The organism is Mycolicibacter kumamotonensis (genome assembly GCF_002086285.1).
Lineage (GTDB): Bacteria > Actinomycetota > Actinomycetes > Mycobacteriales > Mycobacteriaceae > Mycobacterium > Mycobacterium kumamotonense.
Window position 1 is genome coordinate 57,598 of the sequence record NZ_MVHU01000018.1, and the last position, 16,170, is coordinate 73,767.

Sequence of the window (16,170 nt, forward strand, 5' to 3'; positions counted from 1 at the left end):
GCCGGGCGCCCAAAACCGCGAGATTGCGCTGATGCAGAAAAAAACCGTGAAACGCCTGCGTCAGTGCAATCTCGCGGCGGAAAACGCCGGGGAACTACCCCTTCAGGGCGGCCAGGGCGTCGACCCACAGTTTCTGGTCGCGCGCCTCGCCGGGCGCCTTCATCTCGGCGAACCGGATGATGCCGGTCTTGTCGATGACGAACGTGCCGCGATTGGAGAAGCCGGTCTCGGAGTTGAACACCCCGAACGATTCGCTGACGGCGCCGTGCGGCCAGAAGTCGGACAGCACCGGGAACAGGAACCCGCTCTCAGCGGCCCATACCTTGTGGGTGGGCGGCGGCCCCACCGAGATGGCCAGCGCGACGCTGTCGTCGTTGACATAGCTGGGCAGGTGATCACGCAGCTGGTCCAGCTCGCCCTGGCAGATGCCGGTGAAGGCCAGCGGGAAGAACACCAGCAGGACGTTCTTGTCCCCCCGGTAGTCACTCAGGGAGACCAGCTGCTGGTCCTGGTCCTTGAGGGTGAAATCAGGAGCTTCGGTACCGACTTCCAACATCAACGCTTTCCCATCCTTGATTTGGGTTGAACCAGTCGACTGGCACTCCAGTCGCCGAGATTGACCGACGAAGTAGGCATCAGGCCGGCGGTCGGCGCCGACTCCGCGATCTCCGCGGGCTGGACATGGCCGGCCTTACCTGTCTTGGGCGTCAGCACCCAGATCACGCCGTCGTCGGCCAGCGCGGTGATGGCGTCCATCAGGGTGTCCACCAGGTCTCCGTCGCCGTCGCGCCACCACAGCAGCACCACGTCGACCACCTCATCGGTGTCTTCGTCGAGCAGTTCACTGCCGCAGGCCTCTTCGACGTCGGCACGGATGTCGTCGTCGGCGTCGTCGTCCCAGCCGAACTCCTGGACCAACTGATTGCTCTGGATGCCCAGCTTGCGGGCGAAGTTCGGGGCGTTGTCCGCCGCGACCACCGTGTGACCTCCTTCAACCATCAGCGCGCCGTGTGTTGGGCATCATCGTTGCACAGCACCGCAAGCCAGTCGCGGGCGAATCACCGGGTCCGTGGGGATCGAAGGCCTCAGAAGGCTCGGCACAGCTGCATCCCCTTCTCCCTGGCCCGGTTGAGTTCGTCTTTGCGGGAGTTGTAGACCGCCACCGGCGCCTTGGAGGAAATCGCGTTCGCCACACCGCGCGCGGCTTCGGCATACGTGGTGAACGCGTCCTTGAGCTCTGTCGACAGCTTCTCGTTGATGGCGCCGGTCACCTCATCGGCGCTGTGGTTGAGCGCCTCGATCGCCGGCCCGGCGGTTCCGGGAATGTCGCCGCCGCTATTGAACGCCTCGACGTACTTGTTCACGGTGTCGACCGCGTCGCTGCTGCTCGAGGCGAACCGCCCGCACGCGCCGCGCACCGCCTGGGTCGTCATCGACTGCTGGCGCTGGGTCTCGCGGATGCTCGAGGTGGCCTCCGAGGCCGACACCGACGCCGACACCGAGGAGCGGTACGCCGGCGCCGCCGAGGTGTCCGCCTCCGGGGTCCCGCCGATGATGCTGGTACAGCCGACGACGCCCATCACCACCGCGGCGGTTCCACCGGCCACCAGCGCACCCAACCGGGCGTGTCGCCGCGCCCGCGCACGCGGCACGGTCCGCCATCCGGTCAGCACATCGTCAAACGTTACCGCGTAGTCGGCGGCAAGCCGAGATCAGCCCACCCCCACCCGTCACTCACCCACCGCCGGTCCCGGGTCCGGTGGGGCAGGATAGAAAAGACGAGGCCGACGAAGCGATCGGTCCGGTGCCGTCCTGGCCACAAGCCGGGAGGCACGTCTTGACCTCCAAACCAAGGAGTAACGCGTTGACTACCGAGACCGTGCACCAGGATCTGGGCAATAAACCAAGCGGCACAACCGAATCCGATCGAGTTCGGGTGATCCGCGAGGGTGTGGCGTCTTACCTTCCCGACATCGACCCCGAAGAGACCTCCGAGTGGCTGGAGTCCTTCGACGAACTGCTGGCCCGGTCCGGCCCGGCGCGCGCCCGCTACCTGATGCTGCGGCTGCTGGAACGCGCCGGCGAGCAGCGGGTGGCGATCCCCGCGCTCACCTCCACCGACTACGTGAACACCATCCCGACCGAACTGGAGCCCTGGTTCCCCGGCGACGAGGACACCGAGCGCCGCTACCGTCGGTGGATCCGCTGGAACGCCGCGGTGATGGTGCACCGCGCGCAGCGCCCCGGCGTCGGCGTCGGCGGGCACATCTCGACCTACGCGTCGTCGTCGACGCTCTATGAGGTCGGCTTCAACCACTTCTTCCGCGGCAAGAGCCACCCCGGCGGCGGGGACCAGGTGTTCATCCAGGGCCACGCCTCCCCCGGGATCTACGCCCGGGCGTTCCTGGAGGGCCGGCTGAGCACCGACCAGCTGGACGGGTTCCGTCAGGAGCACAGCCACCCCGGTGGCGGCCTGCCGTCCTACCCGCACCCGCGGCTGATGCCCGACTTCTGGGAGTTCCCCACGGTGTCGATGGGGCTGGGGCCGATGAACGCCATCTACCAAGCCCGGTTCAACCACTACCTGCATGACCGCGGCATCAAAGACACCTCCGACCAACACGTGTGGTGCTTCTTGGGCGACGGGGAGATGGACGAGCCGGAGAGCCGCGGCCTGCTGCACGTCGGCGCACTGGAGGGTCTGGACAACCTGACCTTCGTGATCAACTGCAACCTGCAGCGCCTGGACGGACCGGTGCGCGGCAACGGCAAGATCATCCAGGAGCTCGAATCGTTCTTCCGCGGGGCGGGCTGGAATGTGATCAAGGTGGTCTGGGGCCGTGAGTGGGACGCCCTGCTGCACGCCGACCGGGACGGTGCCCTGGTCAACCTGATGAACGTCACCCCCGACGGCGACTACCAGACCTACAAGGCCAACGACGGCGGGTACGTGCGGGAGCATTTCTTCGGCCGCGACCCGCGCACCAAGGCCCTGGTCGAGGATCTGTCCGATCAGGACATCTGGCACCTCAAGCGCGGCGGGCACGATTACCGCAAAGTCCATGCGGCCTACCGTGCGGCCATCGAGCACAAGGGCCAGCCAACCGTCATCCTGGCCAAGACCATCAAGGGATACAGCCTGGGCAGCTACTTCGCCGGCCGCAACGCCACCCACCAGATGAAGAAGTTCCGGCTGCAGGACCTCAAGGACTTCCGCGACGAGATGCGAATCCCCATCTCCGACGCCGAACTCGAGGAGAACCCGTACCTGCCGCCGTACTACCACCCCGGCGAAAACGCACCGGAGATCCGCTACCTGCTGGACCGCCGGCGCAGCCTCGGGGGTTTCGTTCCCCAGCGCCGCACCCAGGCCCGGCCGCTGGCGCTGCCCGCCTCCGACGCGTATGCGGCGGTCAAGAAGGGATCGGGCAACCAAGAAGTCGCCACCACCATGGCGACCGTGCGGGTGTTCAAAGAACTGTTGCGGGACAAAGGAATTGGCGATCGGATCGTCCCGATCATCCCCGACGAGGCCCGCACGTTCGGGATGGACTCGTGGTTCCCGTCGTTGAAGATCTACAACCGCCTCGGGCAGCTCTACACCTCCGTCGACGCCGATCTGATGCTGGCCTACAAGGAAAGCGAAGTCGGCCAGATCCTGCACGAGGGCATCAACGAGGCCGGCTCCACGGCGTCGTTCACCGCGGTCGGGACGTCGTACGCCACCCACGACGAGCCGATGATCCCGATCTACATCTTCTATTCGATGTTCGGCTTCCAGCGCACCGGCGACGGCCTGTGGGCGGCCGCCGATCAGATGGCACGCGGTTTCGTGCTGGGCGCCACCGCGGGGCGCACCACGCTGACCGGCGAGGGCCTGCAGCACGCCGACGGGCACTCACTGCTGCTGGCCAGCACCAACCCGGCGGTGGTGTCCTACGATCCCGCGTTCGCCTACGAGGTCGCCCACATCATCGAAAGCGGCCTGCACCGGATGTACGGCCCGGACCCGGACAACGTGTACTTCTACGTCACGCTCTACAACGAGCCCTATGTGCAGCCGGCGGAGCCGGACGGCTTCGACCCGACCGGCCTGCTGCGCGGTATCTACCGCTATCAGAAGGCCGCCGAGCCCAGGGCCCACACAGCGCAGATCCTTGCCTCGGGGGTGGCGATGCCCGAGGCGCTACGCGCCGCGGAGCTGCTGGCCGCCGAGTGGGACGTGGCGGCCGACGTCTGGTCGGTGACCAGCTGGGGTGAGCTCAACCGCGACGGTGTGGCGGTCGAACGCGAGCGGCTGCGCCACCCGGACCGGGAGGCCGCGGTGCCCTATGTAGCTCAGGCGCTTGCCGACGCCGACGGCCCGGTCGTCGCGGTGTCGGACTGGATGCGCGCGGTGCCCGAGCAGATCCGGCCCTGGGTGCCCGGCACGTTCGTCACCCTGGGCACCGACGGGTTCGGCTTCTCCGACACCCGCCCGGCCGCGCGGCGCTACTTCAACACCGATGCGGAGTCGGTGGTGGTCGCGGTGCTGGCCGCCCTGGCGCGGGACGGGGCGATCGAGGCATCGGTACCGGCGACGGCCGCGACCCGGTACGAGATCGATGACGTGCTGGCCGCTCCGGAGCAGACGTCGGACTCGGGGGTGGCCTGACAACGCCGGGTTGTCAGTTGTTGCCAGAAATCTGGCGTAGCTTTTAGGGATGGTCGACAACAGCGGGGGCCAGGTCCTGCCCCGGTCCACCCTGGACCTGCTCAGCACCGTCCCGGACACCCTGCTGCGCAGGCTCAAGCACTATTCGGGCCGACTGGCCACCGAGGCGGTGTCGGCGATGGGCGAACGGCTGCCGTTCTTCGGCGACCTGGAGGCCTCTCAGCGCGCCAGCGTCGCGCTGGTGGTGCAGACCGCGGTGGTCAATTTCGCCGAGTGGATGCACGATCCGCACGGCAACGTCAGCCACACCGCGCAGGCCTTCGAGCTGGTGCCGCAAGAGCTCACCCGGCACATCGCGCTGCGCCACACCGTGGACATGGTGCGGGTCACCATGGAGTTCTTCGAGGAGGTCGTGCCGATGCTGGCGCGCTCCGAGGAGCAGGTGACCGCGCTGACGGTGGGCATCCTCAAGTACAGCCGCGACCTGGCCTTCACCGCCGCGTCCGCCTACGCCGACGCCGCCGAGGCCCGGGGCACCTGGGATTCCCGGATGGAGGCCAGCGTGGTCGATGCCGTGGTGCGCGGTGACACCGGGCCGGAGCTGCTGAGCCGGGCGGCGGCACTGAACTGGGACACCACCGCACCGGCCACGGTCGTGGTGGGCACCGCGCCACCCGGCCCGGACGCCTTCTCCGGGCAGAAGGCCAGCCAGGACGTCCGCGACGTCGCCGAACGCCACGGCCGGGCGGCGCTGACCGACGTACACGGCACCTGGCTGGTGGCGATCGTGTCCGGCCCGCTGTCGCCGACCCAGAAGTTCCTCGCCGACCTGCTCGGCGCGTTCTCCGACGGGCCGGTGGTGATCGGGCCGACCGCGCCGACGCTGACCGCGGCCTACCACAGTGCCAGCGAGGCGATCTCGGGTATGAACGCCGTCGTCGGCTGGACCGGGGCGCCGCGTCCGGTGCTCGCCCGCGAACTGCTGCCCGAGCGGGCCCTGATCGGGGACCCCTCGGCGATCGCCGCGCTGCACACCGACGTGATGCGGCCCCTGGCCGAGGCCGGACCGGCACTGACGGAGACGCTGGACGCCTACCTGGACTGTGGCGGCGCCATCGAGGCGTGTTCGCGGAAGTTGTTCGTTCATCCAAACACCGTCCGTTACCGGCTCAAGCGGATCGCCGACTTCACCGGACGCGATCCCACCCAGCCCCGCGACGCTTATGTGCTGCGGGTGGCCGCCACCGTCGGCCGGCTGGCCAATCAGGCGCAACATGCCAGCTTCAGCAGCGCACAGGCGCCATACGCCGCGCCACCGGCGACAGCGCCTATACCCGATGAGCATCAGGTCGGCTGACGCGGGTGCGGCGGGGAAGCCGGGAGGCCGCCGCTGGGCCCACCGCCGCCCGGGCAGTTGTCGCAGGACGGTATCGAACATGTCGCATCGAGTGGCTGTTTTGTAGGGGTTCCACAAAAACATAAGACAATGTTCATAATCTAGGACATCCTGCAAATCGCGCTTCACAATGTTCTCTTAAAGACGTGATTGCGTTGCTCGCTCCCGGACAGGGATCGCAGACCCCCGGCATGCTGTCGCCGTGGCTCGAGGGGTCCGATTCCGACGCAGCCCGGGCCCAGCTGGCCGCCTGGTCGGAGATCAGCGGCCTGGATCTGGTCGCGCTGGGCACCACCGCGGGCGCCGAGGAGATCACCGACACGGCGGTGACCCAGCCGCTGGTGGTGGCGGCGACCCTGCTCGCCTACGGCGAGCTGGCCAAGCGTCGCAACGGCCCGGTCAGCGGCGACGACGTCATCGTGGCCGGCCACTCCGTGGGTGAGATCGCCGCCTACGCCATTGCGGGCGTGATCTCCGCCGACGACGCCGTCATGCTGGCCACCACCCGCGGCCGCGAGATGGCCAAGGCCTGCGCGCTCGAGCCGACCGGCATGGCGGCGGTGCTGGGCGGTGACGAAGCCGAGGTGCTGACCCGCCTCGAGCAGCTCGACCTGACCCCGGCCAACCGCAACGCTGTCGGCCAGATCGTCGCGGCCGGTCCGCTGACCGCATTGGACAAACTCGCCGAGGACCCGCCCGCCAAGGCGCGGGTGCGTAAGCTGGCCACAGCGGGTGCGTTCCACACCCAGTACATGGCTCCGGCGCTGGAGGCCTACTCCGCCGCGGCGGCGCAGGTCACGACATCGGAGCCCACCGCCACACTGTTGTCCAACCGCGACGGGCAGCCGGTGGCATCGGCAGCCGTGGCGATGGATCAACTGGTCGCGCAGCTGACCAGGCCGGTGCGCTGGGACCTGTGCACCGAGACGCTCCGCTCCCGCGGAGTCACGGCGATCGTGGAATTCCCGCCCGCGGGAACCCTGGCCGGAATCGCCAAACGCGAACTTCGGGGGACCCCGACGCACGCCGTCAAATCCCCCGCGGATCTGGACGGGCTCCCCGAGTTCTAACCCTTTTTCGGCCCGCTCCAACCTGCACAACGAGATATGCAGTAATCAAGCCGCACACCCCGTGCGGAACCAACCGAAGGGAACACACTGTGCCTGCCAGTCAGGAAGAAATCATCGCCGGTCTCGCCGAGATCATCGAAGAGGTGACCGGTATCGAGCCGAGCGAGGTCACCGTCGAGAAGTCCTTCGTCGACGACCTGGACATCGACTCGCTGTCGATGGTGGAGATCGCCGTGCAGACCGAAGACAAGTACGGCGTCAAGATCCCCGACGAAGACCTCGCGGGTCTGCGTACCGTCGGCGACGTGGTCGGCTACATCCAGAAGCTCGAGGCCGAGAACCCCGAGGCTGCCGCCGCGCTGCGCGAGAAGTTCTCCTCGGAAAGCAACTGACCGTGTCCTCTCAGCCTTCGACGGCCAACGGCGGTTACCCCAGTGTGGTGGTAACCGCCGTTGAGGCCACAACATCGGTCGGGGCGGACATCGAGAGTACGTGGAAAGGTCTGCTGGCCGGCGAGAGCGGAATTCACGTCCTCGAAGACGACTTCGTCACCAAGTGGGACCTGCCGGTCAAGATCGGCGGGCACCTGAAGGATCCCGTCGACGACCACATGGGCCGGCTGGACATGCGGCGCATGTCCTACGTCCAGCGGATGGCCAAGCTGCTCGGCACCCGACTGTGGGAGAACGCCGGCTCGCCCGAGGTGGACCCGGACCGGTTCACCGTGGTGATCGGCACCGGCCTGGGCGGCGGCGAGAAGATCGTCGAGACCTATGACCTGATGAACGAGGGCGGCCCCCGCAAGGTGTCGCCGCTGGCCGTTCAGATGATCATGCCCAACGGCGCCGCCGCGGTGGTCGGCCTGCAACTGGGTGCTCGCGCCGGGGTCATCACCCCGGTGTCGGCCTGTTCGTCGGGTTCGGAGGCGATCGCGCACGCGTGGCGTCAGATCGTCATGGGCGACGCGGACTTCGCGGTCTGCGGCGGTGTCGAAGGCGGCATCGAGGCACTGCCGATCGCGGCGTTCTCGATGATGCGCGCGATGTCGACCCGCAACGACGACCCCGAGGGCGCGTCGCGGCCGTTCGACAAGAACCGGGACGGCTTCGTGTTCGGTGAGGCCGGCGCGATGATGATCATCGAGACCGAGGAGCACGCCAAGGCCCGCGGCGCCAAGCCACTGGCGCGGCTGATGGGCGCCGGGATCACCTCCGACGCCTTCCACATGGTGGCGCCGGGACCCGACGGCAAGCGGGCCGGCCGGGCGATGACGCGGTCGCTGGAGTTGGCGGGGCTGTCCGCCAAGGACGTCGACCACATCAACGCGCACGGAACGGCCACTCCGATCGGCGACACGGCCGAGGCGAACGCGATCCGGGAAGCCGGGTGCGAGCACGCCGCGGTGTACGCGCCCAAGTCGGCACTCGGCCACTCCATCGGTGCGGTCGGTGCGCTGGAGTCGGTGCTCACGGTGCTCACGCTGCGTGACGGGGTCATCCCGCCGACGCTGAACTACGAGACGCCGGACCCCGAGATCGACCTCGACATCGTCGCGGGCGAGCCTCGCTACGGCGACTACAAGTACGCCATCAACAACTCATTCGGATTCGGTGGGCACAACGTCGCGCTCGCCTTCGGGCGGTACTGACACCAGTACCAAGAGAGGGAAGTTCGCAACAGCCATGTCAACGCTGGCCACAGGAAACGGTTTACCTAACGTCGTCGTCACCGGCTTCGCCTTGACGTCACCATTGGCCGCGGATGCGGAAGAGACCTGGAAACGGCTGCTGGACGGCCAGAGCGGCATCCGCAAGCTCACCGATTCGTTCGTCGACGAGTTTGACCTGCCGGTCCGCATCGGCGGGCATCTCGTCGAGACGCCCGAGTCCTTCGACGAAGGGCTCAGTCGGACCGAGCTGCGCCGGTTGTCCTATCTGCAGAAGGTGGCATTGGTGCTGAGCCGGCGAGCGTGGGACCACGCCGGCTCGCCCGAGGTCGACACCACGCGCCTGATGGTGTCGGTCGGCACCGGTCTGGGTTCCACCGAGGAACTGGTCTTCGCCTACGACGACATGCGAGAGCGGGGGCTCAGAGCGGTCTCGCCGCTGACCGTGCAGAAGTACATGCCCAATGCGGCCGCGGCCACGATCGGCTTGGACCGCAAGGCCAAAGCCGGGGTGCTCACGTCGATTTCGGCGTGCGCGTCGGGGTCGGAGGGCATTGCCCGGGCCTGGCAGCAGATCGTGCTCGGCGAAGCCGACATCGCGATCTGCGGCGGGGTGGAACAGCGCATCGAGGCGGTGCCGATCGCCGGCTTCGCCCAGATGCGCATCGTGATGTCGACGAACAACGATGACCCGGCCGGTGCCTGCCGTCCGTTCGACCGTGACCGCGACGGGTTCGTGTTCGGCGAGGCCGGCGCCCTGCTGGTGATCGAGACCGAAGAGCACGCAAAGGCCCGCGGCGCCAACATCATCGCGCGGATCATGGGTGGTGCCGTCACCTCCGACGGCTACCACATCGTGGCCCCCGACCCGAATGGTGAGCAGGCCGCCCACGCGATGAAGCGGGCGATCGAGTTGGCCGGGCTGACCCCGGGCGACATCGACCACATCAACGCCCACGCCACCGCCACGACGGTCGGTGACATCGCCGAATCCCACGCCATCGACAACGCGCTGGGCAAGGGCGGCGGCGGCGCCGCGGTCTACGCGCCCAAGTCGGCACTGGGGCACTCGGTGGGGGCGGCCGGCGCGGCGGAATCCATCCTGACCGTGCTCACGTTGCGCGACCAGGTCATCCCGCCGACCCTGAACCTGAAGAATCTTGACCCCGAGATCGACCTGGACGTGGTGTCGGGCGAAGCCCGACCGGGCAACTACCAGTACGCGATCAACAACTCGTTCGGATTCGGCGGGCACAACGTCGCGCTCGTCTTCGGCCGGTACTGACGGCCGCACAGCGGCCCAAGCATGAAACGACAAGGAGACGCGCGATGACGACCATGGCTCCCGAAACGGTGGGCGAATCACTCGATCCGCGCGATCCCCTGCTGCGGCTGTCGACGTTCTTCGACGACGGCACCGTGGAACTGCTGCACGAGCGGGACCGCTCGGGCGTGCTGGCCGCGGTCGGTGAGGTCAACGGGGTGCGCACCATTGCGTTCTGCACCGACGGCACCGTGATGGGCGGTGCGATGGGCATCGACGGCTGCGACCACATCGTCAACGCCTACGACACCGCGATCGCCGAGCAGAGCCCGATCGTGGGTCTGTGGCACTCCGGTGGAGCCCGGCTGGCCGAAGGGGTGCGCGCCCTGCACGCGGTGGGGCGGGTCTTCGAGGCCATGATCCGGGCTTCGGGCTACGTCCCGCAGATCTCGGTGGTGGTCGGCTTCGCCGCCGGCGGCGCCGCCTACGGTCCGGCGCTGACCGACGTCATCGTGATGGCCCCGGAGGGGCGGGTCTTCGTCACCGGTCCCGACGTGGTGCGCAGCGTCACCGGTGAGGACGTCGACATGGCCGCCCTCGGCGGCCCCGACACCCACCACAAGAAGTCGGGTGTGTGCCACATCGTCGCCGACGACGAACTCGACGCCTACGAGCGGGGCCGCCGCCTGGTCGGGTTGTTCTGCCAGCAGGGTCATTTCGACCGCAACAAGGCCGAGGCCGGCGAGATCGACCTGCACGCACTGCTGCCGGAGTCGGCGCGGCGCGCCTACGACGTGCATCCGCTGGTGCACGGGCTGCTGGACTCCGACGCCCCGTTCGACGAGTTCCAGGCCAAGTGGGCGCCGTCGATGGTGGTCGGGCTGGGCCGGCTGTCGGGTCGCACCGTCGGCGTGCTGGCCAACAACCCGCTGCGGCTGGGCGGCTGCCTGAACTCCGAAAGCGCCGAGAAGGCGGCACGTTTCGTGCGGCTGTGCGACGCGTTCGGGATTCCGCTGATCGTGATCGTCGACGTGCCGGGCTATCTGCCGGGGGTCGGCCAGGAGTGGGGCGGCGTGGTGCGCCGCGGCGCCAAGCTGCTGCACGCGTTCGGCGAGGCCACCGTCCCCCGGGTCACGCTGGTCACCCGCAAGACCTACGGCGGGGCCTACATCGCGATGAACTCCCGATCCTTGGGCGCCACCAAGGTGTTCGCCTGGCCGGACGCCGAGGTCGCGGTGATGGGCGCCAAGGCCGCGGTCGGCATTCTGCACAAGAAGAAGCTGGCCGCCGCGCCCGATCACGAGCGGGACGCGCTGCACGAGGAGCTGGCGGCCGAGCACGAGCGGATCGCCGGCGGGGTGGACAGCGCCATCGACATCGGTGTGGTCGACGAGAAGATCGACCCGTCGCACACCCGCGGCAAGATCACCCAGGCACTGGCCGAGGCCCCCGCCCGCCGCGGCCGCCACAAGAACATCCCGCTGTAATTTCTCGCGCGAGGATTCTCCCGCGAGCAGACGCAGAATCGCACAAACTGCCGTGCGGCAGTGCGATTTTGCGTCTGCTCGCCCCCAAGTGCCCCTGGTCTCGCCAAGTCCCCCTAGTGGCCTACCGCGTGGTGTAGCCGCCGTTGGCGAAGATGGTCTGGCCGGTGATCCAGTGCCCGCCGTCGAGCAGGAACGCCACCAGCGGGGCGATGTCCTCGATGCGGGTCAGTCGGTTGCCCATCCCCTGCGACTTGTGGAACTCCACCCGCTCCGGGGTCTCCTGCGGGTAGAAGAACGGGGTGTCCATCGGGCCCGGGGCAACGCTGTTGACGTTGATGCCCCGAGCGCCGAACTCCTTGGCCGCGGCCCGGGTGAAGTGCTCCACCGGGCTCTTGGAGCCCGCGTAAGTGGAGTAGCCGTCGGTGAACGCGCCCAGCAGTGCGGTCACGATCGTCACCACCGAACCGTTGTCGTTGAGCCGCCTGCCGGCCTGCTGCAGGAAGAAATACGCCGACTTGGAGTTGATGTCGAACATCGAATCATATTCGGCCTCAGTGGTTTCCAGCACGGGCTTGCGCAACACCTTTCCGACGGTGTTGACCGCGAAGTCCACCCCGCCGAATGCATCCACGGCGGCGTCGAACAGCGCGGTGACATTGGCCGGGCGGGTCAGGTCGCCTTGGACCTTGATCGCCTTGGCGCCGGCGGCCTGCACCGCGGCGACGGTCTTGTCGGCGTCGGGTTCGGAACTGTCGCTGTTGTAGTGCACCGCGACGTTGACGCCGCTGCTCGCCAGCGTGGTGCTGATCAGGCCGCCCAGGTTCTTGGCCCCGGCCGCAACGACCGCCGATTTGCCCGCAAGTTTGCTCATTGGGTTGTCCCTCCTGTCTCGGATTCCCGAAGCTAGTCGGCAAACACACAAATGAGAAACACCAATTTGCGACTTTTCAACAACTATCACTTGTGGCTAGTGTGGTGTCGGTGTGCACCGTCCCCGATCTGCGCCGGCTGAGCCATTTCATCGCCGTCGTGGACGCCTCCGGTTTCACCCGGGCTGCTGCGCAGCTGCACCTGTCCCAGCAGGCGCTGTCCAGCTCCGTCCGCCAGCTCGAGAAGGACCTCGGAGCGACGCTGCTGGTGCGCTCCGGGCGGCGCATCTCGCTCACCGCCGCGGGCCAGACGCTGCTCGATGAGGGGCGCACCCTGTTGGCGGCGGCCCGGACGATCACCCAACACACCCAGGCTGCGGCCAGCGCCAAACCGGATGAGTTCGTGGTGGGCCACTCCCCTGCGATCACCAACCATGACGTCTACGCGCTCATCGAACCCGCGATCGCCGAAGCGCCCAGCACCTCGTTCACCGTGCGGCAGATGTTCCCCGACCAGCTGGTCGCCGGGGTCCGCGACGGCTCCGTGCACTTGGGCTTGCGCCGCGGAGTGGTGCCTCAGGAGCGGCTCGCCACAACGGTGATCCGTTACGACACACTGCGTGTCGCGGTGCGCAGCGACCATCCACTGGCCGGACGCACCCACCTCGCCATGGCCGACCTGGCCGGTGAATTCATTGCACTGTGGGCACCGCCCGGGGAATCGTACTACAGCGACTTTCTGATCAACGCCTGCCGGCGCGCCGGCTTCGAACCCCAGTACCGGGTCAGCCGGGTGCAGGGCTGCCCGCCCGAGGTCGCCGCGATCACCGAGGACGCCGCCGCGTTCGTCACCGCCCCGCCGGGTCCGGCCGTCGACGGCGCCGTCACCGTGATCGATGTCGCCGAACCGCTGCTGGTGCCCCTGCAGGCGCTGTGGCAACCGCACACCGGTTCGGCGGTGCGGGACCTGATTCTGCGCTGCCGTCCTTGACAACCAGCACCCGGAGCTCCACAATTCATCATGCGATGAATTTCTTGCTTCATCCGGATGGAGTGCGATGCCCGCGTATCTGGCCGCCCTGGTACTCGCCTTGTGTCCCGTGCTGGTCCTCACCCGCCTGATCGTGCTGCGGCGCAGCGGAACCCACGCCATGCATTTCGGAAGCATGGACAACAAGGACTTTCTGATTCCGCCCTTCGCGCTGGTCTACTTCTACGTGGTCTTCGCCGACGCCTTCGGATGGCCGCTGGTCGGCTCCGAACCGTTCTTCACCTCCGCTGCCATCGACTGGATCGGGGTGGCATTCTGCTTCGCCGGCCTGGCAATGGTGGTGCTGAGCCTGGTCGCCTTCGGCACCAGTTTCCGGGTGGGCATCGACACCGAGCGCCCGGACAAGCTGGTGACGTCGGGGGTGTTCGCCGTCAGCCGCAACCCCATCTACGTCGGATTCGGCTTGGTGCTGCTCGGTGAGTTCCTCGTGTTTCCCACCTGGATTCCGTTGATCTACCTGCTGGCCGGGGTATGGCTGTTCAACCGTCAGGTGCTGCGGGAGGAAGCCTTCATGCGTGGGCACTACGGCCGGGAGTACGCCGAATACTGCGGCCGCGTCCGCCGGTACCTGTGACTCAATCGGTGGCCGCGACGAACTCGCGCGCCACCTCGACCACCCGCTCCCGGTCGGCGGCCACCAGCCCGATCCGGGTGCGGCGATCCAAGATGTCGTCGACACTGAGGGCACCCTCGTGGCTGACCGCGTACTCGAACTCGGCGCGGATCACGTCGATCCCCTCGGCTACCGGGTCATCCGGTCGCCGGCAGGTGGCGGTGGCGAGCACGTTGGCCGCTTCCGCGCCGTAGCGTGCCACCAGGGATTCGGGTAGCGCCCGCGGCGCGGGCACCGCCGAAGACACCGGGTTGTTCGGCGCGCCCACCAGCGGCAGGTCGCGGGTGCGGCAGGGTGTGGCGCGCAGCGCCCGCGTTCGCACCGCCCGGTCCAGGACGTCTTCGGCCATATGCCGGTACTCGGTCAGTTTGCCGCCGATAACGCTGAGCACCCCGGACTCCGATTCGACGACGGCATGGTTGCGCGAGACGTCGGCGGTGCGGCCCTGCCCGGTGTCGATCAGCGGGCGCAGACCCGCATAGGAGCCGATCACGTCACCGACATCGACTGCGGCGCCCAGCGCCCTGTTGACGGTGTCCAGCAGGAAGGACACTTCTTCTGTAGTAGGTTGCGGCACATCGGGAATCGGTCCGGGCGCCTCTTCGTCGGTGAGCCCCAGATAGACCCGGCCGAGCTGTTCGGGCATGGCGAAGACGAACCGGTTCAGCTCCCCCGGTATCGGTACGGTCAGCGCCGCGGTCGGGTGGCCGAAAGCGGAGGCGTCGAACACCAGGTGGGTGCCGCGGCTCGGCCGCAGCCGCAATCCGGGGTCGATGTCGGCGGCCCACACCCCGGTCGCGTTGATGACAGCCCGCGCGGTGACGTCGAAGGACTCGGCGGAGAGTTGGTCGGTCAGCCGAACCGACTCGCCGGTGGCCGCTGACGCGGCCACGTAGCTGAGGATCGTCGCACCGTGCTGGGCCGCGGTGCGGGCCACCGCCGTGACCAACCGGGCGTCGTCGATCAACTGCCCGTCGTAGGCCAGCAGCCCGCCGTCCAGGCCGTCGCGACGTACCGTCGGCGCCAAGTCGATGACCTGTTCGCGCGAGATCCGTTGCGAGCGGGGCAACACCGTCGCCGGCGTGTGCGCCAGCCGACGCAGCGCGTCACCGGCGAGAAAGCCGGCACGCACCAGCGCCCGGTCGCGCCCGCGCATCGACCCCAGCAACGGCACCAGCTGCGGCATCGCTCGCACCAGATGAGGTGCGTTGCGGGTCATCAGGATTCCGCGCTCGATGGCGCTGCGTCGGGCGATGCCCACGTTGCCGGTCGCCAGGTAGCGCAGCCCACCGTGCACGAGTTTGGAGCTCCACCGGCTGGTGCCGAACGCCAGGTCGTGCTTTTCGACCAGCACCACCCGCAATCCGCGGGTGGCGGCGTCCAGGGCGATGCCGGCGCCGGTGATCCCACCGCCGATCACGACGACGTCGACGGGGGCGCCGTCGGCCAGGGCCGTCAGCTCGGCGGTGCGGCGGGCGGCGTTGAGCGCCGCGTCGGCTATCACGACAGGTACCTGTTCAGCGCGTAGGTCAGTTCGGCGGCCAGTGCGTCCTCATCCAGAATCGGCGCGACGATCTGTGCCGACTGGATCGCCGACTGGGTGATCAGCAGGCACATCGCGGCGAGCTGACGCGGGTCACCCGTCCGGACACCGCCGCCGCCCTGGGCATTGGCGAGCTCGGTGCCGACCAGGTCGACCAGGCGCCGTTGGCTGGCGCCCATTCGCTCGGCGATGTAGACCATCGCCAGGTCGGGCGCGTGATGCAGCACCTGCATGACCACCTCGTCGCGACGCAGCCGCGCGGCTACCCCGACGATCCGGTCGACCAGGGCCTCGCGTCCGGTGCCGCGGGGCGCCAGCCCCGTCCAAGCGTCGGTGACCCGGGCGGTGAGCAGCGCGGCGATCACCGCTCGGCTGTCGCGCCAGCGCCGATAGACGGTGGGCCGGCTGACACCGGCGCGGCGGGCGATGGCCGCCAACGTCACCCGCTCGACTCCGAGCGCGAGCAGACAGCTCGCCGCGGCGTCGAGGATCCGGTCCCCCACCCCGAGCTGCTCATCATTACTGGTTGACAGCATATGTAATACTGTAACGCATGA

15 protein-coding genes are annotated in these 16,170 nt (G+C 68.2%); 9 read left to right on the forward strand and 6 right to left on the reverse strand.

What is annotated here, in order from left to right; translation table 11 throughout:
* Positions 1 to 94: 94 nt before the first annotated feature.
* The 3 genes from BST28_RS13295 to BST28_RS13305 form a co-directional block, all read right to left on the reverse strand.
* Positions 95 to 556 (reverse strand): peroxiredoxin, encoded by a 462-nt coding sequence (locus tag BST28_RS13295; protein WP_019735893.1) that lies wholly within the window; start codon positions 554 to 556, stop codon positions 95 to 97.
* Positions 556 to 978, reverse strand: coding sequence for a DUF3052 domain-containing protein (locus BST28_RS13300; RefSeq protein WP_043335654.1), 423 nt, complete (start codon positions 976 to 978; stop codon positions 556 to 558). The genes BST28_RS13295 and BST28_RS13300 overlap by 1 nt, the downstream gene beginning before the upstream one ends.
* Positions 979 to 1,085: 107 nt before the next feature.
* Entirely contained in the window at positions 1,086 to 1,673 is a 588-nt protein-coding gene (locus BST28_RS13305; protein ID WP_413784791.1) for an Rv2240c family protein, read from the reverse strand.
* 191 nt (positions 1,674 to 1,864) lie between these two features.
* Between BST28_RS13305 and aceE the strand changes: the two genes are divergently transcribed.
* From aceE to BST28_RS13340, 7 genes are all read left to right on the forward strand, one after another.
* Positions 1,865 to 4,654 (forward strand): pyruvate dehydrogenase (acetyl-transferring), homodimeric type, encoded by a 2,790-nt coding sequence (aceE, locus tag BST28_RS13310; protein ID WP_065288784.1) that lies wholly within the window; start codon positions 1,865 to 1,867, stop codon positions 4,652 to 4,654.
* Between the two features lie 49 nt (positions 4,655 to 4,703).
* Positions 4,704 to 6,011, forward strand: a complete 1,308-nt coding sequence (locus BST28_RS13315) for a PucR family transcriptional regulator (RefSeq protein WP_065288785.1) — start codon at positions 4,704 to 4,706, stop codon at positions 6,009 to 6,011.
* Between the two features lie 185 nt (positions 6,012 to 6,196).
* A complete protein-coding gene (locus tag BST28_RS13320; RefSeq protein WP_083081342.1) occupies positions 6,197 to 7,120 on the forward strand; it encodes an ACP S-malonyltransferase in 924 nt (307 codons plus the stop codon).
* 89 nt (positions 7,121 to 7,209) lie between these two features.
* The gene (gene acpM, locus BST28_RS13325; protein ID WP_019736462.1) at positions 7,210 to 7,512 is read left to right on the forward strand and encodes a meromycolate extension acyl carrier protein AcpM; all 303 of its coding nucleotides are present in this window, start codon (positions 7,210 to 7,212) and stop codon (positions 7,510 to 7,512) included.
* 2 nt (positions 7,513 to 7,514) lie between these two features.
* On the forward strand, positions 7,515 to 8,768 hold the full coding sequence (gene kasA / locus BST28_RS13330) for a 3-oxoacyl-ACP synthase KasA (RefSeq protein WP_065288787.1): 1,254 nt from the start codon (positions 7,515 to 7,517) through the stop codon (positions 8,766 to 8,768).
* Positions 8,769 to 8,802: 34 nt separating this feature from the next.
* Positions 8,803 to 10,071 (forward strand): 3-oxoacyl-ACP synthase KasB, encoded by a 1,269-nt coding sequence (kasB, locus tag BST28_RS13335; protein WP_065288788.1) that lies wholly within the window; start codon positions 8,803 to 8,805, stop codon positions 10,069 to 10,071.
* A 44-nt stretch (positions 10,072 to 10,115) separates the two neighbouring features.
* A complete protein-coding gene (locus BST28_RS13340; protein WP_019736465.1) occupies positions 10,116 to 11,537 on the forward strand; it encodes an acyl-CoA carboxylase subunit beta in 1,422 nt (473 codons plus the stop codon).
* 121 nt (positions 11,538 to 11,658) lie between these two features.
* Here the strand turns inward: BST28_RS13340 and BST28_RS13345 are convergent, their stop codons facing one another.
* Positions 11,659 to 12,408 carry an SDR family oxidoreductase gene (locus tag BST28_RS13345; RefSeq protein WP_019736466.1) on the reverse strand — a complete coding sequence of 250 codons (750 nt, stop codon included), beginning with the start codon at positions 12,406 to 12,408 and terminating at the stop codon, positions 11,659 to 11,661.
* Between the two features lie 104 nt (positions 12,409 to 12,512).
* Between BST28_RS13345 and BST28_RS13350 the strand changes: the two genes are divergently transcribed.
* Together BST28_RS13350 and BST28_RS13355 are read left to right on the forward strand one after the other, a co-directional pair.
* Positions 12,513 to 13,397: a LysR family transcriptional regulator gene (locus tag BST28_RS13350; RefSeq protein ID WP_083081371.1), complete on the forward strand. Its 885-nt coding sequence runs from the start codon at positions 12,513 to 12,515 to the stop codon at positions 13,395 to 13,397.
* Positions 13,398 to 13,464: 67 nt separating this feature from the next.
* Positions 13,465 to 14,031, forward strand: a complete 567-nt coding sequence (locus BST28_RS13355) for a methyltransferase family protein (protein WP_065288789.1) — start codon at positions 13,465 to 13,467, stop codon at positions 14,029 to 14,031.
* A 1-nt stretch (position 14,032) separates the two neighbouring features.
* Here BST28_RS13355 and BST28_RS13360 read toward each other — a convergent pair whose 3' ends face one another.
* A complete protein-coding gene (locus BST28_RS13360; protein WP_083081344.1) occupies positions 14,033 to 15,574 on the reverse strand; it encodes a glycerol-3-phosphate dehydrogenase/oxidase in 1,542 nt (513 codons plus the stop codon).
* A complete protein-coding gene (locus BST28_RS13365; RefSeq protein ID WP_065288791.1) occupies positions 15,571 to 16,149 on the reverse strand; it encodes a TetR/AcrR family transcriptional regulator in 579 nt (192 codons plus the stop codon). Before BST28_RS13365 ends, BST28_RS13360 begins: the two co-directional genes overlap by 4 nt.
* Between the last annotated feature and the right edge of the window lie 21 nt (positions 16,150 to 16,170).

Coding starts and splice junctions, on each gene's coding strand:
- kasB (WP_065288788.1), top strand. CDS start 8,803: ATGTCAACGCTGGCCACAGGAAACGGTTTACCTAACGTCGTCGTCACC.
- BST28_RS13355 (WP_065288789.1), top strand. CDS start 13,465: ATGCCCGCGTATCTGGCCGCCCTGGTACTCGCCTTGTGTCCCGTGCTG.
- BST28_RS13295 (WP_019735893.1), bottom strand. CDS start 556: ATGTTGGAAGTCGGTACCGAAGCTCCTGATTTCACCCTCAAGGACCAG.
- BST28_RS13340 (WP_019736465.1), top strand. CDS start 10,116: ATGACGACCATGGCTCCCGAAACGGTGGGCGAATCACTCGATCCGCGC.
- BST28_RS13315 (WP_065288785.1), top strand. CDS start 4,704: ATGGTCGACAACAGCGGGGGCCAGGTCCTGCCCCGGTCCACCCTGGAC.
- BST28_RS13365 (WP_065288791.1), bottom strand. CDS start 16,149: ATGCTGTCAACCAGTAATGATGAGCAGCTCGGGGTGGGGGACCGGATC.
- BST28_RS13345 (WP_019736466.1), bottom strand. CDS start 12,408: ATGAGCAAACTTGCGGGCAAATCGGCGGTCGTTGCGGCCGGGGCCAAG.